The following is a 23633-nucleotide window of genomic DNA, read 5'->3' on the forward strand; positions in this document are numbered from 1 at the left end:
TGTCTTAATATTGTTTGCTTTATGGACAGTACTGACAAATAAAGAAGAGATTAATGTTTTTCGACGCCGAATTCCGAAATCGCTTGTTTATAGAGCTTTTTCTATTGCTACTTCTGGGATTATTTTTGTTTCTATTATTTTCTTTCTACTCACAATCACAGAAAAAGGTGTAGATATGTCTACACTTTTATTTGAAACATTTTCTGCTTCTGGAACAGTTGGATTAAGTGCTAACTTTACAGGCGACTTAAGTCCTGTCGGACGTATTCTCATTACTATTATGATGTTTATTGGCAGGGTAGGACCTCTTACCATTGGTTTTGTGCTTGCGATTCGTTCAAATAAACAATCTAANGTCCTGTCGGACGTATTCTCATTACTATTATGATGTTTATTGGCAGGGTAGGACCTCTTACCATTGGTTTTGTGCTTGCGATTCGTTCAAATAAACAATCTAAAATTCGGTATGCAGAAGAAAAGATTCTAATTGGTTAAAAAACCAACATATTCACTCTTATAGGCGCAAGTAATCCAATCATGAATATCTTCTTCCATGTTAAATACTAAAAAACGATTAGAAGAATTAGAGAAGCATGTAAACAATGTTACTAAAAAACACCTTTAAGTTAAAAAACGGGTATTTAGTACCTAATAATAACTTGGAGGTGTTTTTTCTGTTTTTAAACTGTATAAGATATACATCTTTAGTTAACATAATGTTTCTTTGAATTCATAAAAAAGAGTCCATTAGTTGAAAAAAGCAAATAAGAAATATTATAGTGTTTATCTTCAATTAATAAAATGATTAACCTATAATACAATATAAGAATTGTAGATACAGAACTATTTTAATCGAGGGGCGATAATAAGATGGAAAACTTTTATTTGTTCGTGATTACATGTATATTTCTAATTATTTTACCTGGTTCAGATACTGTTGTCATGACAAAAAATACTCTTACTGTTGGGAAACGGGGAGGTTTTAAAACAATGGTTGGGATTTGTTGCGCATTATCTATTCATACATTAACTGCTATTGTAGGGCTTTCGGCGATTGTTGCGAAATCAGCTCTGTTATTTTCTATCTTCAAATATATTGGTGCAGTGTACTTAATTTATTTAGGTATCAAGTCATTATGGACATTGAGAAATCAAGAAACAGCTAAAACAGTTGTCGAAAATAAGTATAAAAATAGGTCTTCTTTTAAACAAGGTTTCCTCACCAATCTACTAAATCCAAAAATAGCTGTTTTTTTCTTAACCTTCCTACCACAGTTTGTGAATCCTGGAAGCCATACTTTTATGCCGTTTCTTATACTGGGAATAACTTATATTGTATTAACTGTCATGTGGTATTTATTTTATATCTATTTACTTAACCAGATTAGTGCTTTTATGAAGAAGCCTAAGATACAAAAGGTTATAGAGGGAATAACAGGGACTATATTAATAGGATTTGGTATAAAACTCGCTCTAGAGAAAGCTCATACTTAGGTAGTTGTAATTTCAACTATTAATAGGGTATATAAAGTGTGTGCTCTATACACCTTTAGTTGCCATAATGAATGTGTTTTATGGTAACTAAAAATACATAACGCATTCTACTAAAAAAGTAACATATAATGGTTTTTAAAATGGTGCAATAAGGTAATTAATATGATTTAAAAAAGTTGTTGTAAAAAACAATTTTTTTAAATCATATTTTTATTTTACCCAAAAATTCTCAATGAAAAGTGGGCTTTTTCTCAATGTAAACTGATTGGCGTCATTTTTGAAAGTTGGTTTTTATTAAATATATTGATGCTGCTTTGACAAGAAGAGAGCAGATACACCAATCAATACCACACCCATAATGGCTGGAGTAGTATGACTAACTATAGAATACAACTGTCCACCAATAATTGGTCCAATAAATCGGGATAGAGATTGAATACTTTGAGCTCCTCCTAATATATGACCTTGTTCGCTGTCACGAACAGATTTTGAAAGCATCCCATTAAATGATGGCCCAAAGATTGAATCACCAAGTCCGAAGAAAATCATCCCAACAATAAAGACTAGATAAAAGGCTGTAAGAGCTGAAATCGCAATAAGGATAAAACCAATAATTTGACTTATCATGCCTAATAGAGCAATTTTTTTATCCGTCAAAGATTTGAGTAGTCGTCGCATAATAATTGCTTGGGAAAAGATGTCCAGTACACCTATTATAGAAAATGTCAGACCAATAAATATAGGCTGCCATGCAAATGTATCTATTGAAAACTGAGAAAAGATAGCTTGTAATGATCCATTAGGAATCCAAGTTAGAAACCCAGCAATTAGCAGCCATTTAACAGATTTAAAGGAAAAAACCTTTGATAATTGTATAAATGGATTAAGATGTCTAACAGAGATACAGGAAGAGCGTCTGGACTTCTCAAGACTCTCAGGCATAAAAAAATAGCCATATATGGCATTAAGCAATGTAATAACCGTGCCAGCATACATAGGAACACTGTTTCCGAAAGTTGCAAGTACACCTCCAATGATAGGGCCCAGAGCAGTGCCAACCCCAACAACAGCACTAATCCAACCAAAGTACTTAGTGCGTTCATTTGAAGGTGTGATATCTGCAAAGTAAGCAAAAATGGCTGAAATTTCGCCACCTGTCAAACCTTCAATGAGACGACCAAGGAAGAGAATCCAAAGTGCACCTCCAAGTCCAAAAATAAAATAACCAAGGGCAGAGCCGATTAGACTAACAATTAATATTGGACGCCGACCATATCTGTCGCTTAACGCACCTAAGACTGGTGCAGCCAAGAAGACAGAAAGAGCATATATAGAGGTAAGCAATGTCACTGCAGTAGCCTGACTGCTAAGCCTACTAGTATAAGTCTTTACTAAAAAAGGTAAAACAGGGCTAACTATAGTCAATCCAAGACCCGTTAAGAAGACAGTGATAAACCCAAACGTTAGGGCATGTTTATTTATTGAAGTATCCATGATCGTTCTCCTTTAAGTTTATTGTTTCTTAAGAAACAAATATAAGTTTACTCCTTTATTGTTTCCTCGTCAACAATAAAACGATATAAAAAAACACCACTTACTCAGTGATATTTTTCAGATGATGTCTATATCGACCAATGAAACGAAAAATAGTGTCAAATTCTTCATCGGTCATGTGCCTGAATACTTCTGCATCGCGTTTAAGAAAAGATTGGTGTAATTCTTTATGGATATCATTTATTTTTTGTCCATGGGTTGTTAGTCGAAAATATATTTCCTTTTTATTTTCAACACTTTGATAACTCTCAATCATATTTTTAGCTATTAGCTTCTTGGTAATCTTGCTTATAGCACCTCGAGTCATGTAGCTCGCAGCTGCAAGCTTTGTTACATTTGCATTTGGGATTAGAGCAATATTTTCGATTAATTCTATTTCACTCAACTTATAGTCCTTTAAAGCCAATTCTACTTCCGGTTTATTACGCCAGATTATCTCATTACATAAATCCATAAGTTCACTCATTAACTGCTGTCTTTTATCCATAATAACTCCTCCCTAATTTGTATACAGTATAACGATTTTTTGTTTCTTTCACAACAAAACATGCCCAAGCACTATAGTATTCATTGAGAATACGTAACGAATATTATTATTAATGAGAAGTGAAAATATGTATTTATCGTCAGTTAGAGTAAATACTTAAATCAATTATTTTTATAAAATACTTTACGATCTACTTAACATATTGGATTTTTTGGAAGGTGAGAAGAACAGATTTAAGAATTATAATTCTTTAGATTTGTTACCTTTACTTTTGTTTGAATATATACATATCCTAATCAATATTATCAATTATTTTTCGGATAAATTTTTCGGCTTATTTCCTGTTTGTATAAATTAACTCTATATCAAAATCAAATGCATTGTACGCGAAATGAATAATAAATTACTTGATTTATCTTCGTGTTATAAATATAATATAACTTAAGTACGCGAAAGGAGTACATAAAACTTAGAAGTATAATTTTCTATTTTTCTTTGATTATATTCAATGTATTTCCTCTCTACAAAAGAAAGAGATACAATATAATGAAGTTGCATCTTGAAATAGAGCCGGAATTCTTTAAATTTCTAGAGAATATATGTAGAGAGATTTTAATTAACATCTTTTGAAAACGGTATCATTTTATTTTAAAGAATAAACGCGATGAAACAATTAAGTATTTCCCAAAATACACACATGTCTACAGTCATTACTACCTCATGTTTGAACAAAGGATAAGGCATGCATGGAGGAAGGAAGAAAAAATACATCAGGCTATCATTACACATTCGAGAAGCATGAACAAGAGAAGTGAGCGTTTCTAAATTGGTATGCATGTTAGACAAAAAACTGGATTCCAAGAAGGTTAGGGGAAGAAAGCCAAAGAAATAAGTATATTTTTTACAACAAATTATGAAAACGCTTTATTTAAGGGGGAACTACTATGAAAAACGTACGATTACCATCTATGTTAGAGATTATTTGCACATTGGGATTATTTTTAGGCATTGTCTTTTCTTTTACTGTAACTTTTGACTTACCTATACAGCTGGCGTTGTTTATTTCATGGTTCCTTGTCATTTTACTTGGATTACGTTTGGGACACCGATACCAAGAATTACAAGGAGCTATTACCGGTGGCATCTCGAATGGTCTTGAAGCTATATTGATTCTCGTTTCGGTCGGTGCTCTTATTGGGACTTGGATTGCAGGAGGAGTTGTACCAACACTTATTTATTATGGGTTAGAGTTTATCCATCCAAGTATTTTTTTATTAGCTACACTCGTTATTTGCTCACTTACCTCTTTAGCTACAGGCACATCATGGGGAACTGTTGGAACTGCTGGAATTGCTATGATAGCAATCGGAGAGGGACTTGGTATTCCTCTTCCACTTGTAGCTGGTGCTGTTCTTTCCGGTGCATATTTTGGAGATAAGTTATCTCCACTATCTGACAGTACGGTGCTTGCAGCATCAATGTCTAAAGTGGATGTTATTGCACACGTACGTGCCATGTTATATTTAGATATTCCTGCATACGTTATCACGGCTATTCTTTTTACTGTCACAGGGTTTATGTATGGAGGTAAAAATACAGACTTAGAAAAAGTAGAGTTTCTAAAGACTTCATTACTTAAAACCTTTGATATTCATGTTTGGATGCTGATACCTGCCGTATTTGTAATTCTTATGCTTGCATTAAAAAAACCCTCTATGCCTACGATTGTTATGGGGGCCTTCCTTGGAGTGATTTGGGCTTTTGTGTTCCAAGGCATGAATATTGCTGATGCTCTTGGTACTGCTTATGAAGGTTTCTCAATTAATACCGGGATCGACTTCATAGATACTCTCCTAAACCGGGGAGGAATCGAAGGAATGCTGGGGTCAGTGGTCGTAATTATTTTTGGGTTAGGATTTGGAGGATTGTTGGAGCATTTAGGAGTATTAAAAGTAATTGTTTCTAAGTTTCAACATCGCCTAACATCAGCAGGGAACGTGACCTTATCTACTTTAATCGTTGCTTTTTTAGCAAATGTATTTGGTTGTGCTATGTACGTTTCATTAATTTTAACTCCTAAAATTATGGCAGAAAGCTATGATAAATTACACATTGACCGAAGAGTATTGGCTCGAAATTCTGAAGTGGGTGGGACATTAACATCTGGGATGATTCCCTGGTCTGATAATGGAATTTTTATGGCGGGAATTTTAGGTATCTCTACCTTCTCCTACGTTCCATTCATGTGGTTAAGCTTTGTTTCCATCGCACTTGCTATTATTTATGGCTATACAGGGAAATTTATTTGGTATATTAAAGGTAATAGTTCTGATGCTAAGAAAATCTCTTAGAAACCTAGAGGTTTTATTCCCTTGAGGCGTTAGCTTCATGAGCTAGCGCCAATAGCCCATCAGAGGCTCTTTAAATTGTAGATGGAATTAATACGTAAGCTGTTCAGAGAATTCCATAAAGATTTATCTAAAATTAAATATATAATTTTTTATTTATATGGGATTTCACTTCTGAACCAATAAATTTATATTTAGAAGACACTCAATAGAGGGTGTCTTTTTTGTCGTTATGTGAAAAATTAATTTATAGTGATTTTATAGAGCATCATAATAAGTTTACCTTTTAGTTTAACGCACATGTCGTTTTTGAAGAACAGACGAACTTTTGTACACCTTTTTTTTAATCAATTTGGTATTAATTAGGTAGTTATATTTTTTTATCTAATTGAAGACATATGAAAAATATCTAAAAGGAATATAGGGTAGTAACCACGCATATTACATGTTAATCTATGTTTCACTTCATCTATCAACCTTGCATAAAAAGAGTGCAAAAGAGAATACTGTTTGCAAAAGAGAAAAGATAAAGGGGTTGACGTTTTATGGAAAATAATGCACTTAATGAAATGGACCGAGTGGATTCAAATTTACATGATGAAATGTTGGCTGAACAGTTTTTGGATCGGGTGATGAATGACTTCAAAAGAAGTAAGATTCTTGAGGAAATTGATCAATCCTTAAAGAATAAAGATTTTTACGTTTAACAGAGAAACTTAAATCCATAGCTTGATCAAGGAGATATTTTTATATTAGAAGAAACTCATAAAAAAACCTTTACTGTTTTTTAGTAAAGGTTTTTTCTTATAAAGAATTAAGCTACATGATCACTTTTAAATATTTAACTAAGACTTATTACAAGGAAAGCAGTTGTGAATTTGAATGCTTTTTTTGCATTTTTAGGACTTATTTAAGTTAAAAATCATATACGAGATAAAATATCAGCGAATTGTAATACAGCATCCTTTATATGTTCTTTCTCTAATCGAGCATACGTAAAACGGACATATCCATCTGGAAAGCCATATACACTTCCAGGCATAAATAAAATATTATTTTTTATGCCTTCCCCTACAAGCTTTTCATCGCTAATTTTCCGATTTATTTTGCACCAAATATGAAGTCCGCCATTCGGAGCAATAAAGTTAACTTTCTCACCCAAGATTTCATGTAACGCAGAAATCATTGCATTTCTTCTATCCAGTAATTCGTGGGTGAGAGCCTTACGGTGAGTTGTATAATCAGCTGATTGTAAAAATTTATTTGCTATTAACTGAGGGAAGATACTTAGTCCAAAATCCATTTGTTGACGGGCATCTGCTAAGCGACTAATAACCGATTGTGGACCAATTAGCCAACCGATTCGCAGACTAGAAGCAACCACTTTAGAAAGAGAACCAATATATAATACATTACCATTGTGATCGAAAGATTTAATGGGAGAATGTTTTTCTTCTTTGAAGGAGAGCAAACCAAACGGATCATCTTCTACAATTGGAATTCCTAATCTTTCCGCAATCTCTATTACTTCTTTTCGACGCGTGTTAATGAGTACAGTTCCAGTTGGATTCTGATATGTTGGATTTAGAAAAACCATACGAATTTGATGTTTATGATATAAATCTTCTATATCCTGAGGATTAATTCCATTAGAACCAACAGGTAAGCCAAATATACGTAGCCCAGCTGATTGAAATAATGGAAGTGAATAACAGTAAGAAGGAGATTCGATAGCAACAGCGTCACCAGGACTTAGTAAACATTGGGTAATGAGATACAAAGCCTGTTGAGCACCTGATGTGATAAGAATAGAAGAACTAGTAGTCTTGATATTGTAATTAGTCTTAACATAAGCAGATAATGTCTCACGTAGGCCCAAGTGCCCTTGTGGATGCTCATAACTTAAATCATTGGGAAAGGATTCATCAACTAGAGAAGATTGCAGTAATTGAGAGGGGAATAAATCAGACGATAATTCACCACTTGCTAAATCAAATCCATTTTCTAGCTGTTTTGCTGCTTCACGGATACGTTTAATTAAGGGATATGTAGGTAAAAATGTACTTCCTTCTACATATCTTCTCCAGTTTGTAGATCTTTTAGATAAAACCCCCATTTATGGGTGCTGACACGTGTACCACTCCCACGTTTTCTTTCCACTAAACCAACTGCATTCAATTTATCATAGACATGCACAATGGTCATGCGATTAACATTTAATTGTTCAGCTAATTTACGTTCCGACGGTAACAAGGTTCCTGGTGGAAATTCACCATAAGAAATCTTTTGTTCAATGAAATCAAAGACTTGTTGATACAAAGGCTTATTTGATTGACGATCTACTTTCCACTCCATTTTTATTCACCTCATGTTAATAATTAATTCAGATTATATTTTTTTAAATTGGATTAGTCAATATATATCCAATTGGATGCATACAAAAAACCTCTTTTTATTTATCATCATATTTAAGATTTATATTAAATGGATTTATTAGAAAGAGGAGGATTTATCATGACTACACACCAACATAATGTGCGAGTAGCTGTTATTCAAGCTGCTTCAGTTATTATGGATCGAGAAGCAAGTACAGAAAAAGCTATTTCATTAACTCTAGAAGCAGGAGAAAAGGGCGCTAATATCGTGGTATTTCCTGAAGCTTTTATCCCAGCTTATCCAAGGGGACTAGCATTTGGAGCTACAGTTGGAAGTCGTTCTGCAGAAGGAAGAAAAGATTGGCTTCGCTATTGGGAAAATTCGGTTCCAGTTCCTAGCGAAACTACAGATAAATTAGGAGAGGCGGCACGTAAAGCCGGTGTTTATCTCGTCATTGGTATAATTGAAAGAGATAACGAATTTAGTGGTGGGACTCTCTATTGTTCAGTACTATTCTTTGGACCAGATGGAACATTACTTGGCAAACATCGTAAATTAAAACCTACAGGTTCAGAAAGATTAATCTGGGGAGAGGGAGATGGAAGTACACTTCCTGTTTTTGATACACCTTATGGAAAGATAGGAGCATTAATTTGTTGGGAGAATTACATGCCACTAGCAAGGGCAGCGATGTATGCAAAAGGAGTTCAGATTTATATTGCTCCTACAGCAGATTCTCGAGATGTATGGCAATCAACAATTCGTCATATTGCAGTAGAAGGAAGATGTTTTGTTTTATCTTGTAATCAATATGTAAATAAAGATATGTATCCCACTGATTTGGCATGCTATGACGATCTAGCCTCTTCTCCTGATGAAATGTGTCCAGGGGGAAGCGCTATTGTTGGTCCTTTAGGTGAGTATATCAAGGAGCCAGTTTTCGGGAAAGAGGAATTGTTACTTACAGATCTTGATTTACGTGAGATTGCCTACAGTCAGTTTGATTTTGATGTAGTAGGACACTACTCCAGACCTGATGTATTTCAACTTGTAGTAAACGAGGAGAAGAAAGAAAACGTAAAGTGGAATAACTAACAATACTTCAAAGTAATACTATTTAAACGTTTAATATTAAATCAAAGAACAGGATTTCGGCAGTCTGTTCTTTGATTTTTTTCTAATTATAATGCTAAATTACAAGCTTATAATGTGTATGAAAATTGGATGGGGAAATTAACTCATAATTGGATGGTTCTTTTTCTTTTATATTATTTATCATAAAAGTAAGGCTTATAAATTTTGATTCTTTCTTTAGGAATTAGATTTTAAAAATCTAATTTAAATGGACAATACTATATGGTAAAGAATCATAACGCAACGTGGAGATGATAGAAAATGACTTGGATCGTAATACTGGGAATAATCGTGGTTAGTGCTTTAAAATTATTAATAACAACAATGCCAACCCCAGTGGTTAAATGGTTTCTAGGAAAATTCGAGCTACATTCTAAATTGGATGCTGCTCATACGAAGATTGAAAAAAATGGGGAAATATTAGAGGGTGAAGAAAAACAAAAATTTATTTCTGCTTTTAATCAGGCTACTTTTTTAGAGAAGTATTATGTGCATTCAGGAAACGAGCATTATTTTCTAACCCCCGAAACAGATGAAATTCCTTACATTATTCATTCTAAGATAGGAAAACACGATTTCAAGCTGTCTGTATATATTTATAAAGATTATGTAGATGTAATAAAACAATATAAAAAGAAAGTACAAGCTTACACGGTGTTGTCAGATACCCTTTCAAACACTCATCATATAAATTAAAAGTAAAATAAACAGTTAGGAATTTCTAACTGTTTATTTTTATTCTCTTTTAAAATTAAATAACGCAAGGATTTTTATAACCTTGTGATCTCTAACGTTCAAGAATTTATTAATTGAGAAGAAAAATGTCTAACCTCCTAGTTTAAAAAGCCCACTTCTGTTGAGAAAACAAATGCTAGATTTTCTCCTCTATAACGAAGGATTAAATAGAAATAACACCTAGAATCAGGGATGCAATTATCATAACTACCGTTGTTCCAAAAGCCCACTTCATTAGAAAGCGTTGCAAATCAATAAATTCTATCTCTACCATACGCATTAATAAGTGTGCTGCAGCTATTAAAGGACTTATTATATGTACAGGTTGTCCTAAAATAGAAGCACGTCCTATTTCAGCAGCGCTGATTCCATAGGCTTCCGCAGCTTGGGCAATAATAGGAAGTACACCAAAATAAAAGGCATTATTGGACATAACAAAAGTTAGTGGAGCACTTAAAAGTGCCACTATGACAGGTAGATAGGGCCCTAGTACATCTGGAATAATCGCTACTAGCGTTTTGGCCATTGCATCAATCATATGTGTTCCTGACATGATTCCTATGAAGATACCGGCTGCAATAATAATAGAAACTACAGCTACAGCATTAGCTGCATGCGAAGAGATTCGTTTTTGTTGGTCTTTTATATTAGGATAATTAACCAATAATGCTATGGCGAAAGCAACCATAAATAAAATCATTAAAGGAATAAAGTCCATAATTAAGCAAACTAAAAGAACTAACGTTAAAACAAAATTGAACCATAATAGCTTAGGTCTTCGGTATTCTGGTAGTTCTGTGCTTTGGACTATTTCAGAAGCACTTGCTAGCTCTTTAAAGGTATCCTGAAAATCTATAACTCCTAAACGTTTGCGTTCTCTTCTCCCAAAGATAAAAGAGACAAATAGTATCCATAGTAGTCCAATTCCCATTACAGGAATTAACGGAAAAAATAATTCGGAAGAGGTGAGTCCTAAGGAACTCATGGCCATCGCTGAAGCTCCACCCCAAGGAGTCATATTCATTACACCCATTGATAACATGGCAATACCCGCAAGTATTAGAGGATTCATTTTTAGTTTTTTATATAAGGGAAGCAACGCAGAGGCTGTTATCATATAAGTCGTTGTTCCATCTCCATCTAATGCAACCATCATAGATAGTACGGCTGTGCCTACAACTATTTTCAACGGGTCCCCTTTTACTACCTTCAAAATGAAGGCGATAAGAGGGTCAAACAATCCTGTATCAATCATAAGTCCAAAATATAGAATGGCAAATAGGATCATGATAGATGTAGGGGCTACATCTTTTACTCCATCTAACATCATAGGACCTATACCTTTAGCAAAACCACCTATTATTCCAAATATGATGGGAATGAGCATAAAGGCTACCATTGGCGTAAGTTTTTTTGACATAATTAGATACATAAACGTTGTAATCATTGCAAACCCTAGTAAAGATAGCATAAATCGAGTCCTCCTTATAATTTGTTAGCGATTCCAAAAATACTTTGAATTAGACGGTTTACTTTTTTTCTCAAAAAGTGAATATCCACTAAATAAGAAAAGAACTGCATTTGACCAAAATACAGGGAAAAAACCAAGTAAAGATCCAACGGAGCCAAATATAATTGGGACTAAAAACTGCACTGATTTATTTATGGTAAGTCGAATTCCTAAAACTTCACCAGTACGTCCCTCAGGAGAATGACTATACGCCATTACTATAGACAAAGGTTGACAACATCCTAACCCTAACCCCATTACAAATGAGATGACAATGAGTAAAAACGGACTATCAAACAAAGGAATTAAAAAGAAAGCAATGGCTGATACAGAAAGGCATCCTCCAAGTATTACTTCTCCCTTAAATTTTGTTAATAAAGGGTTCATTAATAACCTTGAAAGAATATAAGCAATGGCATTACAGCTAATGATAGTACCAATCATAGAAGCTGAAAGATTGATGCTTTTTGCATATATAGGAAAGTAAAATTCATAGATTCCTACACCAGTTAAAATAACTCCACTTGTTATAAATGTCTTTCTTAATGAAGGGGCAACCAACAATTTTATAAAATTACTTTGCTGTCTCTCCTGATACATAATAGGGCTAGGTATTTTAATCCTTTTGGAAACAAAGAAAAGGCTTGGAATAATAGATATAACAGCTAGAAGTAAGTATGTTTGATTAAAATGAAGGTGATCAATAGAAACTCCCGTTATTAAAGGGCCTAAAAAATTAGAAATTGCAACACCAAGACTATGAGTAGAAAAATAAAACGAACGGTTTTCTGCAGTACTTAAAGCGCCTATTAAGTTTTGCATCGTAACAATAGTGAAGATTTGGCATAAGCCAAATAAAGATTGAGAAATGATTAAAATAAATAATTGACCTGGAAAGAGATAAGGAAGCAAAAGAGCTATACAAGTCCCTATCATCCCACCTGTCAAAGGAAAACGAAACCCTATACGATCAGAAATTCTCCCTGCATACGCTGCAAATAACATTGGAAATAGAGAGGTTGTAGCGACAATCATACTTAAATAAAATGCACTTGCGTTTAAATCTATTGCATACAAAGTTACCAGAATGGTATTTCCCCGAACGCTGGTTTGATAAATAAGAAATAAAGCAACGAGGATATATAGAAGCATATATTCACTTCCTCTTTATATAAAAAGAGTGAGAAAAAATATTTTTATAGCAAACTCAAACATTCTTTTTATACATAATAATTTTTATAGCGTCTTGTTTACTTTATTTAAGATCATAAAAGTAGCAGTACCGGTAGCGACTAACTGATCATGCTCGTTTAAAATATCTGCTTTACCTACTAGTAACGTTTTTCCTTTATGTAATAAACAAGACTTAGCTGTAATTGTTTTCCCATTTAATGGTTTTAGGTAGTTGATTTTTAGTTCTACTGTTGTAGAGTATTGGTTTTCATTTAGAACTGGATGTACAGCATTTCCAATGGACATATCAACAAGAGAAGCAATTACGCCTCCATGTACGTTACCACTAAAGTTTAAAAGGTCAGGAAATATCTCAATTCTTACTTCAAAAACACCATCTCTTGATTTAAAATCTTTTAGTCCTAGATATCTTCGAAAAGGATTCATTCTGTTATTGTGTTCCATTATTAATCAACTCACTTTGAAAATAAATTATTGAATCTTGTACTAATAAGGTAATTTAACAATTTTCTCAAGGGATTTGCCGTTTCATTAGAAGAGCAAATCTCTTGAGGGTTATTATCTTTGATTTATAGGAGTATATTCTGTTTTCAGTAATCCAACATAACTAGCACGCGGACGAATTAAACGATTGTTATCATATTGTTCTAAGATATGGGCTATCCATCCTGAAGTACGGCTTATTGCAAAAATAGGTGTGAATAAATATTTTGGAATGTCCAAGCTGTGGTATACGGAAGCCGAATAAAAATCCACATTAGGTAATAAGCCTTTTTCGCTTTTTATAATATCTTCTATTCTAGTTGATATATCATAAAGATTCCTTTGACCCATCAATTCAGTCAATTCTTTTGCCATTACTTTGAGATGTTTTGCTCGAGGATCCCCTGTTTTATAGACACGATGCCCAAAGCCCATTATCTTCTTATTAGTAAATAGTGCCTCAGAGATGTATGTTTCAACATTCTCAATATCGTTTATTTCTTCAAGCATTCTCATTACTGCCTCGTTAGCTCCACCGTGAAGGGGGCCACTTAAAGTTCCAATAGCTGACACAACTCCTGCATAAATATCTGCAAGAGTAGCTACTGTAACTCTTGCAGAAAAGGTAGATGCATTTAATTCATGATCAGCATGCAAAATTAAAGCCTTATCTAAGGATTCTACAGCTATTTGGTGAGGCTCTTTACCTTTTAACATATACAAAAAATTTTGTGAAAAGGTATATTCTGATTTAGGAAAAAGTATTTTTTCTCCCTCACTAATTCTTTGAATAGCTGCTACAATTGTAGAAATTTTTGATTGTATTTTTAAAGCTTTATCATAATTTGCTTCTCTAGACATATCTCTTGTAAAAGTATCAAATAGGGATAGTGCAGATACTATTGTTCTAAGCTTATCCATAGGGTGGACATCGTGTGGTAAAGACCTTAATAAATTAGTAATTGGTTCAGGTAACGTTCCATATTGTACTAGCTTTTGTTTTAAGTCCTCTAATTCTTCTTGGGTAGGTAATCTACCATTCCAAAGTAAAAAAATAACTTCTTCATAAATAGAGTTCGTTGCTAAATCATCAATATTAATTCCTCGATAAGTTAATGTGTCATCAATAATCGAACTAATAGCTAATTGTGTAACTTCAATTCCTTCAAGTCCAGTGACGCTCATTTTCATTCCTCCACTCCCCAATAATTTAAACGCCTACACACATATACACTTCTCCCGGAATGTCAGCGTTTACATTTTGTAACAAAAAATAATAGTTAATATATTTTATTGTTACGCAACTTCTTCCGATAATCGTATAAACATTCCGATTATCGAAATGCTAACATATTTTTTAAGAATTTTCAATATTTTATTTTGGCATAATACAAATTTATGAAGGTATATTTGCAACATTAAAAATTTTTATGCTGAATACTATATTTCAATAAAAAGATTCGCTAAACTAAAGTTAGGAGTTAAATTTAAACTTTAAAGCTACAAACTTGAAAGGAGTTTTTTTATGGCGGATAAATCTACTTCTCAGACTTTGCGAAGAGGATTATTAATTTTAGACCTTTTTCACACACACAGTAGTCAACTTACTGTAAAAGAAATAACAGCCAAACTAAATATCTCATCAACAATAACATTTCGTTTAGTTAATACACTGATTGAATGCGGTTATCTAACGAAAGATTCTTCTACAGGTAAATTAAGGTTAGGACTAAACTCTTATAAGTTAGGGATTTACGCAGATCCAATCCCGCAACTTCGAGAAACAGCAATGCCGTTTCTCGAACATATAGCTCAACTTACGAGAGAGACAGTTAGCCTAAATGTGATAGATCCGATAACTTTAGAAGGTGTATGTGTAGCATCAATTGAAAGTCCTCATGATGTCAAGTTCTCACGTCCAGTAGGATTAAGTAGACCTATCCATAAAGGTGCATCAAGAAAAGTATTGCTGGCATTTATGGATCCAACACAACAAGAACTTGTATTTCAAAAGATCCCTTCTGAGGAGAATATAGATATTGAAGTCTTGAAAAGGGATTTGGAAAATATCAGAATCCAAGGGTTCTCTCATACAGAAGGTGAAGTAAATGAAGGAGCACTTAACGTGGCAGCACCTATCTTGTCAAACCAAGGTTTAATTCTTGCTGGATTATCTATACACTGTCCTACTTACCGTAAAAAAGATGACACTGTAGAGTATTTTGCAACACTTGCTAAAGAAGCCTCTTTGAAAATCAGTAACATTATGGAGAATGTAAAAGAAAATATCACACTTTAATTCCTCTTACATTCTCCTTCGGTTTTACCATCTGTATTTTATATTTCACATATTTCAAAATAAAAGCTGTTTGTCTTTTGACAAACAGCTTTTTGCTTGAGTTCAAAACTTTAAACGTTACAATAATGCAGAATTGTCTAAATTTTTTGTTGAATAATTTTAAAAAGCATGATAGAATTTCGATTATCGGATAAATAAACCGATTATCGGATTAAAATTATGTAAGCGTATATCTTTTTTAAATTCAGGAGGGGTATTATGAAAAAAGCATTGGAAGATATAGTTGTTTTAGATTTGGGTCAAATTTACAATGGACCGTATTGTTCACTTATGCTCGCTTATCAAGGGGCCAAAGTCATTAAGGTTGAGCCAATTAAAGGGGAGAATCTTAGGGTTAGAAGAAAAGGAGACTGTCATGAATTATTAATGCTAAATTCCAATAAACTTGGCGTTTCTCTTGATCTTAAATCTCCGGAAGGAAAAGAAGTCTTTATTGAACTAGTCAAAAAAGCTGATGTACTTGTTGAAAACTTTTCTTTAGGAGCTATGGAAAGACTTGGATTAGGTTATGATTTTTTAAGCCAAATAAATCCAAAACTTATTTATGCTTCAGGAAAAGGTTATGGCTTGACTGGTCCGTATGCTGACAGACCAGCTATGGATTTAACAATTCAAGCAATGGGTGGGGTTATGGCTACTACTGGCTTTGCTGATAAACCCCCTGTAAAAGCTGGTCCTGCTCTATGTGATTTCCTTGGGGGAATTCACTTATTTGGAGGTATTACTACTGCTCTGTATCATCGAGAAAAAACTGGAAAAGGGCAATTAGTTGAAGTTTCTATGCATGATGCAATTTATCCTACTCTAGCATCTGCATTAGGCGCTTATTATAGCCAAGGAGGTAAAGTATCAGAGAGAACTGGAAATCAACATAGTGGAATGGCAACAGCTCCTTATAATGTATATCCAACTGAAGATGGTTACATAGCTATCCTTTGTGTAGCAGATAGACAATGGAAATCGTTATTAAAAGTTATGGGAAGGGAAGATTTACTCGAAGATAGTCGCTTTCAAACAAACGTAGACCGTTCAGCTAATACTTATATTGTAGATGAAATTGTAACCAGTTGGACTTCTGAAAAGAAAAAATTGGACATTGCAGATGCTCTAATAGAAGCCAATGTTCCCCATGCACCCGTCAATACAATTGCAGAAGTGGCAGACGATCCTCACTTAAAATACAGAGAAATGATTCGAGAAATCGAACATCCAAAAGAAGGAAAAATTAAGGTTCCAGGTTCACCAATACGATTATCTGATTCTCCTTTAAAAGAAGTTTTTGCTGCTCCTATGATAGGAGAACATACAGATCAAGTTCTCCACGAGTTAATAGGGTTAACAAGTGAGGAACTTCAAATTTTACGTGATAAAAATATTATTCGTTCAAAAGAACAGGTAACACAAAAAAACTAAATATACCAGTCAACAAGGGGGAGTACAAGTGGAGCAAACAATTTTGACAAGTATTCAAAACCATGTACAAATTATTACACTAAATCGTCCGGATAAGAAAAATGCTTTTGATAGTCAAATGATTGAAGAATGGGTAGCTGCGCTGGAAGATGCAGAAAAAAATGATGATGTACATGTCATTGTTGTGACGGGATCTGGGAATGCTTTTTGCGCAGGTGGAGATGTAGGTGGTATGAAACAAGATCAAAAACCACTAGATAATAAAAATAAACTTTGGAAAAACATTCATCGTATCCCGTTAGCGCTTAAAAAAATTGATAAACCAGTCATTGCTGCAATCAATGGTCCTGCTGTAGGGGCAGGTTTAGATATGGCTCTGATGTGCGATATACGCACTATGATTGATGAATCAAAGGTAAGCGAGGGCTATGTAAAGGTAGGTCTTGTACCAGGTGATGGAGGCGCTTTCTTTCTTCCTCCAATTGTAGGTGAAGCCAAAGCTTTCGAATTACTATGGACGGGAAACTTTATCAGTTCAAAGGAAGCGCTATCACTAGGAATGGTTAATCATGTATATACAAAAGAAGAGTTTATGAAGAAAACAATGGATTTAGCTGAGCAAATCGCATCCGGTCCGCAAATTGCCATAAGAATGACGAAAAGAGCTGTTCGTTACTCTAGAACAATGGAATTAGAGCCAGCACTCGATTTGATTTCTTCTCACTACGCCATTATTAAAGAGACCGAAGATCATAAAGAGGGAGTCACAGCTTTTAAGGAAAAAAGAAAAGCAAAATTTACAGGAAAGTAAAACTAGGGGAGGTACGGAAAATGGGCTTTATAGAGTATGAAAAAAAGGGAGAAATAGCTTACTTATATTTAAACAAGCCAGAAAAAAGAAATGCTATTGATTCCGTTATGTCAGATCTATTTCTTGATTACTTAGAAGAATATAAAACTGATTCTCAAGCAAGGGTCTTAATTATTACTGGAACGGGAGATAAAGCATTCTGTAGTGGTCGTGATCTAAAAGAGGCAAAGGAAAATCCAGAAGCATTCAAAAAGAAACCGTTACGAGGTAGATTGTTTAATGCAATTATTGAAACATATAAACCTGTCATATCTGCGCTAAACGGTGCTGCTGTAGGAGCAGGGTGTGAAATTGCACTTGCTAGTGATATTCGTTTGGCTCGGAAAGATATTAAAATTGGCATGCCCGAAGCCAAAAGAGGTATGGGAGCTACATTTGGAGCCACTATTTTGCCTAAATTAATCTCACCGAGCTTTGCAGCGAAAATGCTATATACAGGTAAGCTAGTATCAAGCGAAGAAGCCTTGCAGGTGGGCCTTATAGATGAATTATTAGAGGATCAAGAACAATTAATGCAGAGAGCAACTGAAATAGCAGAAGAAATATGTGAGTGTGCTCCTCTTTCTGTACAACGTATTAAGGAAACAATATGGAAAACGATGGATGTACCATTATTTCAAGCACTGCAGTTAGATATTGGACCAAACGTATATGAAAGCGAAGATCGTATTGAAGGCGCTCAGGCATTCCTTGAGAAACGAAAACCTGTTTGGAAAGGCAAGTAAAATAAATGAAAAGTTAAAGTGAGGTAACCTACCGATATTTGTATATTTTCAGGTTACCTTACTAATTGTCATAAATGATTCGTAAAGGGTGAATAGCTTGTTTCAACATATTAAGGTGGAGAAAGATGAATTCGTCGGAACTATAACTATTGATCGCCAGCGATTAAGAAATGCTTTAAACAAGGCGACAATTGATGAATTACAAGTAGCAGTAGGTGAATTAGAAGAAGATCCTAAGCTAAGGATAATAATTATTACAGGAGCAGGTGAGAAAGCATTTGTTGCCGGAGCAGATATTAAGGAATTACATGAAAGAACGATGTTGGAAGCACTTGTTCCAGGCATGCAGAAAGTTTATAGAGAAATTGAACAGTCAAGTAAAGTAACCATTGCGGTAATTAATGGTCACGCTTTAGGGGGAGGGTTTGAACTAGCTCTTGCATGTGATTTAAGAGTGGTAGCCAACCACGCCAAAATGGGTTTACCAGAATTAAACTTAGCTATTATTCCCGGTGCAGGCGGAACACAACGATTAATGCGAATCGTTGGTAAAGGAAGAGCATTGGAGATGATTCTTACTGGAAAAATAATCAATGGACAGGAAGCAGAACGCATTGGACTTGTTACCCAGTCGGTTGAAAGCAATGTCTTATGGAACGTTACCAATCAGTTAGTTGAATCTATCTTATCAAAGGGACCGTTAGCTCTTAAATTAGCCAAAATGGTCGTAAATCGAGGGCAAGATGTGGATTTAGATACAGCCTTAATGTTAGAGAAACTTGCACAAACAGTTTTGTTTGCTTCAGAAGAAAAGCATGAAGGAACACAAGCTTTCTTGGAAAAACGAAGACCGAATTATCATGAAATATAACAAAAAACACCTGTTAGAAAGCTAACTTCCATATGAAGAAGGAGTAGATAAAAAATGAAGGACGCTGTTATTGTTGAATCGGTTAGAACACCTATTGGTAAGCTTGGAGGAGCTTTAAGCAACGTGCTTGTAGACTTTTTGGCTGCAAAAGTTATTAAGGAAATCGTAAATCGCTCGGAACTAGACCCTGGTTTAGTAGATGAAGTAATACTGGGTCAAGCAAAGCAAAATGCTGACTCTTCCAATCTTGCTCGACTTGCCCTGTTACGGGCTGAACTTCCCGTTCAAATACCAGGATATACACTTCACAGGCAATGTGGTTCAGGTTTACAAGCTATCAATAATGCAGATATGCAAATCAAATTAGGTTTGAGTGACGTAGTTATCGCAGGGGGAGCAGAGAGTATGAGTACAGCCCCTTATTATATCCGTCAAGCTCGTTATGGATATCGTTCCGGAAATGGCCTGTTACTTGATCCAAATACAGAAAGTCAGCCATACTCTCAACCTATTGAAGAGTACGGACCTCTAAGAATGGGTGATACTGCTGAAAACTTGGCTAAAAGGTATAAAATTGATCGAGTTGAGCAAGATGAGTTTGCATTAAGAAGCCAAGAGTTCGCTCAAAGAGCAATTAATAATGGGCTATTCAAAAGTGAAATTGTTCCTTATGAAGTTAATAACCGAAAAGACTCATTTTTATTTGAATCAGATGAACATCCTCGGTCAACTACATTAGAAAAACTATCAACCTTAAAACCTGTATTTAACCCTAATGGAACTGTGACGGCTGGTAACGCAAGTGGACGAAACGATGCAGCTTCTGCAGTACTTATGATGAGTGAATCTATTGCAAGGGAAAGAGGTTTTACACCGAAAGCTAGAATTGTAGCTCATGCAAGTTCAGGCGTATCTCCTGAAATCATGGGAATTGGACCGGTGTACTCTACACAAAAAGCATTAAATATGAGTGGTTTATGTTTAGAGGATATAGGACTAATCGAGTTAAATGAAGCTTTTTCTGCTCAGGCACTAGCTGTTATTAAAGAATTAAATTTAAACCTAGAGACAGTCAATGTAAATGGGGGAGCAATCGCCCTTGGTCATCCAATTGGGGCTACAGGTGCTATTTTGACAACGAAATTACTTCATGAGATGGAACGTCGAGGAGAAAAATATGGATTAGTTACTCTATGTATTGCAGGAGGGCAAGGAATTACTACTATCTTTGAAAATCTACAAGTTTAAAATGGAGGTAAATCAATGACTAAAATAGCTGTTATTGGATCTGGCGTAATGGGAAGAGGAATTGCATATGTTGCAGCCCTAAATGGTTTTTCTGTTGCATTACATGATATTAATAATGAATCGCTACTAGTAGCAGAGAATTATATTAAAGATGAATTAATTAAAAGTGAGAAAAAAGGATATATTTCAACATCTGATGTAGAGAAAAGTATGAAAAATATCACTTATTATTCGGATATGAAATCTGCAGTGGATGATTGTGCCCTTGTAATCGAAGCTGTATTAGAAATCATGGAAATCAAAATAAAAGTGTTTAAGGAATTAGATAGTTTATGTTCGTCTGAAACAATCTTAGCAACAAACACATCTACCATGAGTCCAACGGAGATAGGCGCCCAAACTTCTCGTCCGGACAAAGTGATCGCAATGCATTTTTTTAACCCTGTTCATAAAATGAAATTAATTGAAATTGTACGGGGGCTTGAGACGTCAGAGGAAACTGTAGAGTATGTAAGAGCAATTGGAGCAAAAATGAAAAAAGAAACGGTCGAGGTAAATGAATTTCCCGGTTTTATTACAAGCCGAATGAATTGTCTAATTGGAAATGAAGCAATGAATATGCTGATGGAAGGCGTAGCTTCCGCGGAAGATATTGATAAATCTATTAAATTAGGATTAAATCATCCTATGGGGCCCCTGGCTCTCGCAGATTTAGTAGGATTAGATACACGATTAAGGAACATGGAATATCTCCATCATACACTGGGGGAAAAATATCGTCCATGTCCTTTACTTACAAAGTATGTAAAGGCGGGTAAACTAGGAGTTAAAACCGGTTCGGGATTCTTTGATTACTAATAATAAGATTTCACTAAAAATCGATAACTGTAAATCAGTGAAATAGTTTTTACTATTTCACCATTGGGAATATATTGTAAACGCTACCATTAAAACGCTGAATATGGACCTTTAAGGGGGAAAGTGAATGTTAACTGTGCTAGGATTAACCATGATAACGGTATTTACATATTTTATTATGTCGGGCCGTTTGTCTTCTTTTACCGCACTTACAGTGATTCCACTTCTTTTTGCTATTGCTGGGGGGTTTGCTGCAGAAGTTGATGACATGATGCTTGATGGAATTAAGCTTGTAGCTACTTCGGCTGCATTTCTCCTATTCGCCCTCCTGTTTTTTGGAATAATGATAGATGCTGGTATGTTCGATCCTTTAATTAATAAAATATTAAAAGTTGTTAAAGGTGATCCGCTCAAAGTTGCTATTGGAACAGGCGTCTTGACTCTTCTAGTATCACTGGATGGAGATGGTACAACAACTTTTATGATTGTTATCTCTTCTATGCTACCTTTATATAAAAAGTTGAATATGAACCCTTTAGTTCTAGCCACTATTTCTATGCTTTCTTTTAGTGTAGTTTGTGGTTTAACTCCATGGGGTGGACCTGGAATCCGGGCGTTATCAGTTCTAGGACTAGAACAAACAGATTTTTTTATTCCTCTTATTCCAACGTTAATTGGTGGAGCTATATGGGTTATTTTTGTATCGTTTATTTTGGGTAAAATGGAAAGAAAACGATTGGGTATCATTGATCTCAAAGAATCTCATATTGCGGAATATGCCTTCTCTTTAGATGTAGCTGCCAATGAAGAGTCTTCAATTAAAAGACCAAAAATGTTATGGGTAAATCTCATATTGACTTTGCTTGTGATGGGAGTATTAATATCAGATCTCGTAAAACCAGCAATTTTATTTTTAATTGCAGTTGTAATAGCTATGTTTATTAACTATCCGACTATTGAACAACAAAAGGACAGAATTAAAGCTCATGGCGGAAACGCTTTAATGGTGTTACTAGTTGTATTTGCCGGTGGTGCTTTCACTGGAATTTTATCAGGCACAAAAATGATAGATTCAATAGCAGCAAATCTGGTTTCGATTCTTCCTGAATCATGGGGACATTTTTTCCCCGTAATAATTGGCTTGGTTAGTATTCCTTTTACATTTGTTATGTCGAATGATGCTTTTTATTTTGGCGTAGTTCCCATTTTTGCAAATACTGCTTCTGCTTTTGGAATCGAACCAATAGAGATTGTTAGGGCAGTAGTTTTATCACAATCGGCTCATTTTTTACTTCCATTAGTTCCAGCTACAATTTTACTAACTGGTATGTTAAAACTCAATATTTCAGAGTATGTACGCTTCGCTTTTAAGTGGTCAGTTCTTACATGTTTAGTTTTAATTTCACTTGCATGGTTAACAGGTGCAATTATGACGTGATAAGCTCAACTTCATATGAACTTGGTATAATAAGCGACTAAAAGTATGTGACAATACAAAATGAAGAAACTTAAGTATATTCAAGAACATAGGTATGAACAAATAGATAAGTAAAAAATACTCATTACTATTTCAATTTATTAAAAAATAAAAACACATACTAATGAAATTAGTATGTGTTTTTTATTCGACATGTCTTATATCACGAGAAAAGAGCATTTGTTGTTCCTAAGTGTGAGGGGTAAAACTTGAATTTATAAAAAGTGAGTTTGAGAAATTGCTTCTATGAATGAAGGGCGTTCAGGAAATTATACCTTCTTAAAAATAGGAAAGTCGCAGTAAAAGAAATAGCTATTAAATAATAATTGATATTCTGTAATTTAGAAGCTTAATATCTTGTAGAAAAAGTATGTATTTGTCGTCATTAAGAGTAAAAGTTAAAACTTTATTTTATATACTCTTCTTCATGCCACATTCTCTACATTCACGTAAGAAAACGCCACCTTTTACGGAGCTTTTGAAGTAAGCTGAGTTA

At 34.5% G+C, this 23633-nt stretch carries 20 protein-coding genes and 2 pseudogenes; 14 read left to right on the forward strand and 8 right to left on the reverse strand.

All coding sequences use genetic code 11. From position 1 onward, the window contains the following. On the forward strand, nt 1–388 hold a 388-nt coding region (locus ACOZIR_RS27905), incomplete at its 5' end, for a potassium transporter TrkG (protein ID WP_421536097.1). Nucleotides 389–870: 482 nt separating this feature from the next. Then, on the forward strand, nt 871–1494 hold the full coding sequence (locus ACOZIR_RS27910; protein ID WP_421536098.1) for a LysE family translocator: 624 nt from the start codon (nt 871–873) through the stop codon (nt 1492–1494). Nucleotides 1495–1788: 294 nt separating this feature from the next. Here the strand turns inward: ACOZIR_RS27910 and ACOZIR_RS27915 are convergent, their stop codons facing one another. Both ACOZIR_RS27915 and ACOZIR_RS27920 read right to left on the reverse strand, forming a co-directional pair. Beyond that, nucleotides 1789–2988, reverse strand: a complete 1200-nt coding sequence (locus ACOZIR_RS27915; protein WP_045289656.1) for a tetracycline resistance MFS efflux pump — start codon at nt 2986–2988, stop codon at nt 1789–1791. A gap of 100 nt (nt 2989–3088) precedes the next feature. Further along, the gene (locus tag ACOZIR_RS27920) at nt 3089–3535 is read right to left on the reverse strand and encodes a MarR family transcriptional regulator (protein ID WP_045289654.1); all 447 of its coding nucleotides are present in this window, start codon (nt 3533–3535) and stop codon (nt 3089–3091) included. Between the two features lie 944 nt (nt 3536–4479). On the opposite strand from ACOZIR_RS27920, the gene nhaC reads away from it, so the two are divergent. Both nhaC and ACOZIR_RS27930 read left to right on the forward strand, forming a co-directional pair. Further along, nucleotides 4480–5886, forward strand: a complete 1407-nt coding sequence (nhaC, locus tag ACOZIR_RS27925; RefSeq protein ID WP_328121554.1) for a Na+/H+ antiporter NhaC — start codon at nt 4480–4482, stop codon at nt 5884–5886. A 542-nt stretch (nt 5887–6428) separates the two neighbouring features. Continuing rightward, the gene (locus tag ACOZIR_RS27930; protein ID WP_237758360.1) at nt 6429–6590 is read left to right on the forward strand and encodes an IDEAL domain-containing protein; all 162 of its coding nucleotides are present in this window, start codon (nt 6429–6431) and stop codon (nt 6588–6590) included. A 215-nt stretch (nt 6591–6805) separates the two neighbouring features. Here ACOZIR_RS27930 and ACOZIR_RS27935 read toward each other — a convergent pair. Continuing rightward, nucleotides 6806–8238 (reverse strand): annotated as a pseudogene (locus ACOZIR_RS27935) (PLP-dependent aminotransferase family protein). A 159-nt stretch (nt 8239–8397) separates the two neighbouring features. Between ACOZIR_RS27935 and ACOZIR_RS27940 the strand changes: the two are divergent. Both ACOZIR_RS27940 and ACOZIR_RS27945 read left to right on the forward strand, forming a co-directional pair. Continuing rightward, the gene (locus ACOZIR_RS27940) at nt 8398–9354 is read left to right on the forward strand and encodes a carbon-nitrogen hydrolase family protein (RefSeq protein WP_045289650.1); all 957 of its coding nucleotides are present in this window, start codon (nt 8398–8400) and stop codon (nt 9352–9354) included. Nucleotides 9355–9654: 300 nt separating this feature from the next. Next, nucleotides 9655–10089, forward strand: a complete 435-nt coding sequence (locus ACOZIR_RS27945) for a YfmQ family protein (protein WP_045289647.1) — start codon at nt 9655–9657, stop codon at nt 10087–10089. A gap of 202 nt (nt 10090–10291) precedes the next feature. Here ACOZIR_RS27945 and ACOZIR_RS27950 read toward each other — a convergent pair whose 3' ends face one another. From ACOZIR_RS27950 to ACOZIR_RS27965, 4 genes are all read right to left on the reverse strand, one after another. Further along, a complete protein-coding gene (locus ACOZIR_RS27950) occupies nt 10292–11599 on the reverse strand; it encodes a CitMHS family transporter (RefSeq protein WP_421536099.1) in 1308 nt (435 codons plus the stop codon). Nucleotides 11600–11623: 24 nt separating this feature from the next. Then, the gene (locus ACOZIR_RS27955; RefSeq protein ID WP_045289643.1) at nt 11624–12790 is read right to left on the reverse strand and encodes an MFS transporter; all 1167 of its coding nucleotides are present in this window, start codon (nt 12788–12790) and stop codon (nt 11624–11626) included. Between the two features lie 84 nt (nt 12791–12874). Next, complete coding sequence (locus tag ACOZIR_RS27960) at nt 12875–13276, reverse strand: PaaI family thioesterase (RefSeq protein WP_045289642.1); 402 nt, start codon at nt 13274–13276, stop codon at nt 12875–12877. 114 nt (nt 13277–13390) lie between these two features. Then, a complete protein-coding gene (locus ACOZIR_RS27965; RefSeq protein ID WP_421536100.1) occupies nt 13391–14500 on the reverse strand; it encodes a citrate/2-methylcitrate synthase in 1110 nt (369 codons plus the stop codon). A gap of 340 nt (nt 14501–14840) precedes the next feature. Here ACOZIR_RS27965 and ACOZIR_RS27970 point away from each other — a divergent pair, with 340 nt between their 5' ends. From ACOZIR_RS27970 to ACOZIR_RS28005, 8 genes are all read left to right on the forward strand, one after another. Next, nucleotides 14841–15614: an IclR family transcriptional regulator gene (locus tag ACOZIR_RS27970; protein ID WP_310878905.1), complete on the forward strand. Its 774-nt coding sequence runs from the start codon at nt 14841–14843 to the stop codon at nt 15612–15614. A 258-nt stretch (nt 15615–15872) separates the two neighbouring features. Next, nucleotides 15873–17087: a CaiB/BaiF CoA transferase family protein gene (locus ACOZIR_RS27975; protein WP_045289636.1), complete on the forward strand. Its 1215-nt coding sequence runs from the start codon at nt 15873–15875 to the stop codon at nt 17085–17087. Between the two features lie 28 nt (nt 17088–17115). After that, the gene (locus ACOZIR_RS27980; RefSeq protein ID WP_045289634.1) at nt 17116–17898 is read left to right on the forward strand and encodes an enoyl-CoA hydratase/isomerase family protein; all 783 of its coding nucleotides are present in this window, start codon (nt 17116–17118) and stop codon (nt 17896–17898) included. Between the two features lie 20 nt (nt 17899–17918). After that, nucleotides 17919–18683 carry an enoyl-CoA hydratase/isomerase family protein gene (locus ACOZIR_RS27985; RefSeq protein ID WP_045289632.1) on the forward strand — a complete coding sequence of 255 codons (765 nt, stop codon included), beginning with the start codon at nt 17919–17921 and terminating at the stop codon, nt 18681–18683. Between the two features lie 97 nt (nt 18684–18780). Continuing rightward, the gene (locus tag ACOZIR_RS27990; RefSeq protein ID WP_045289630.1) at nt 18781–19554 is read left to right on the forward strand and encodes an enoyl-CoA hydratase/isomerase family protein; all 774 of its coding nucleotides are present in this window, start codon (nt 18781–18783) and stop codon (nt 19552–19554) included. 54 nt (nt 19555–19608) lie between these two features. Then, nucleotides 19609–20802 carry a thiolase family protein gene (locus ACOZIR_RS27995; protein ID WP_045289628.1) on the forward strand — a complete coding sequence of 398 codons (1194 nt, stop codon included), beginning with the start codon at nt 19609–19611 and terminating at the stop codon, nt 20800–20802. Between the two features lie 15 nt (nt 20803–20817). Then, on the forward strand, nt 20818–21660 hold the full coding sequence (locus ACOZIR_RS28000; protein WP_310878906.1) for a 3-hydroxyacyl-CoA dehydrogenase family protein: 843 nt from the start codon (nt 20818–20820) through the stop codon (nt 21658–21660). 127 nt (nt 21661–21787) lie between these two features. Then, nucleotides 21788–23098, forward strand: a complete 1311-nt coding sequence (locus ACOZIR_RS28005; protein WP_310878907.1) for a CitMHS family transporter — start codon at nt 21788–21790, stop codon at nt 23096–23098. Nucleotides 23099–23548: 450 nt separating this feature from the next. Here the strand turns inward: ACOZIR_RS28005 and ACOZIR_RS28010 are convergent. Then, nucleotides 23549–23633, reverse strand: a pseudogene (locus ACOZIR_RS28010) (hypothetical protein); the annotation flags it as partial.

Source organism: Priestia sp. D3YE.R1 (genome assembly GCF_049199565.1).
GTDB classification, from domain to species: Bacteria; Bacillota; Bacilli; order Bacillales; family Bacillaceae_H; genus Priestia; species Priestia aryabhattai.

Excerpts from the sequence above, each read along its gene's own strand:
- ACOZIR_RS27910 (WP_421536098.1), top strand. The coding sequence starts at position 871 with ATGGAAAACTTTTATTTGTTCGTGATTACATGTATATTTCTAATTATT.
- ACOZIR_RS27915 (WP_045289656.1), bottom strand. The coding sequence starts at position 2,988 with ATGGATACTTCAATAAATAAACATGCCCTAACGTTTGGGTTTATCACT.
- ACOZIR_RS27920 (WP_045289654.1), bottom strand. The coding sequence starts at position 3,535 with ATGGATAAAAGACAGCAGTTAATGAGTGAACTTATGGATTTATGTAAT.
- nhaC (WP_328121554.1), top strand. The coding sequence starts at position 4,480 with ATGAAAAACGTACGATTACCATCTATGTTAGAGATTATTTGCACATTG.
- ACOZIR_RS27930 (WP_237758360.1), top strand. The coding sequence starts at position 6,429 with ATGGAAAATAATGCACTTAATGAAATGGACCGAGTGGATTCAAATTTA.
- ACOZIR_RS27940 (WP_045289650.1), top strand. The coding sequence starts at position 8,398 with ATGACTACACACCAACATAATGTGCGAGTAGCTGTTATTCAAGCTGCT.
- ACOZIR_RS27945 (WP_045289647.1), top strand. The coding sequence starts at position 9,655 with ATGACTTGGATCGTAATACTGGGAATAATCGTGGTTAGTGCTTTAAAA.
- ACOZIR_RS27950 (WP_421536099.1), bottom strand. The coding sequence starts at position 11,599 with ATGCTATCTTTACTAGGGTTTGCAATGATTACAACGTTTATGTATCTA.
- ACOZIR_RS27955 (WP_045289643.1), bottom strand. The coding sequence starts at position 12,790 with ATGCTTCTATATATCCTCGTTGCTTTATTTCTTATTTATCAAACCAGC.
- ACOZIR_RS27960 (WP_045289642.1), bottom strand. The coding sequence starts at position 13,276 with ATGGAACACAATAACAGAATGAATCCTTTTCGAAGATATCTAGGACTA.
- ACOZIR_RS27965 (WP_421536100.1), bottom strand. The coding sequence starts at position 14,500 with ATGAGCGTCACTGGACTTGAAGGAATTGAAGTTACACAATTAGCTATT.
- ACOZIR_RS27970 (WP_310878905.1), top strand. The coding sequence starts at position 14,841 with ATGGCGGATAAATCTACTTCTCAGACTTTGCGAAGAGGATTATTAATT.
- ACOZIR_RS27975 (WP_045289636.1), top strand. The coding sequence starts at position 15,873 with ATGAAAAAAGCATTGGAAGATATAGTTGTTTTAGATTTGGGTCAAATT.
- ACOZIR_RS27985 (WP_045289632.1), top strand. The coding sequence starts at position 17,919 with ATGGGCTTTATAGAGTATGAAAAAAAGGGAGAAATAGCTTACTTATAT.
- ACOZIR_RS27995 (WP_045289628.1), top strand. The coding sequence starts at position 19,609 with ATGAAGGACGCTGTTATTGTTGAATCGGTTAGAACACCTATTGGTAAG.
- ACOZIR_RS28000 (WP_310878906.1), top strand. The coding sequence starts at position 20,818 with ATGACTAAAATAGCTGTTATTGGATCTGGCGTAATGGGAAGAGGAATT.
- ACOZIR_RS28005 (WP_310878907.1), top strand. The coding sequence starts at position 21,788 with ATGTTAACTGTGCTAGGATTAACCATGATAACGGTATTTACATATTTT.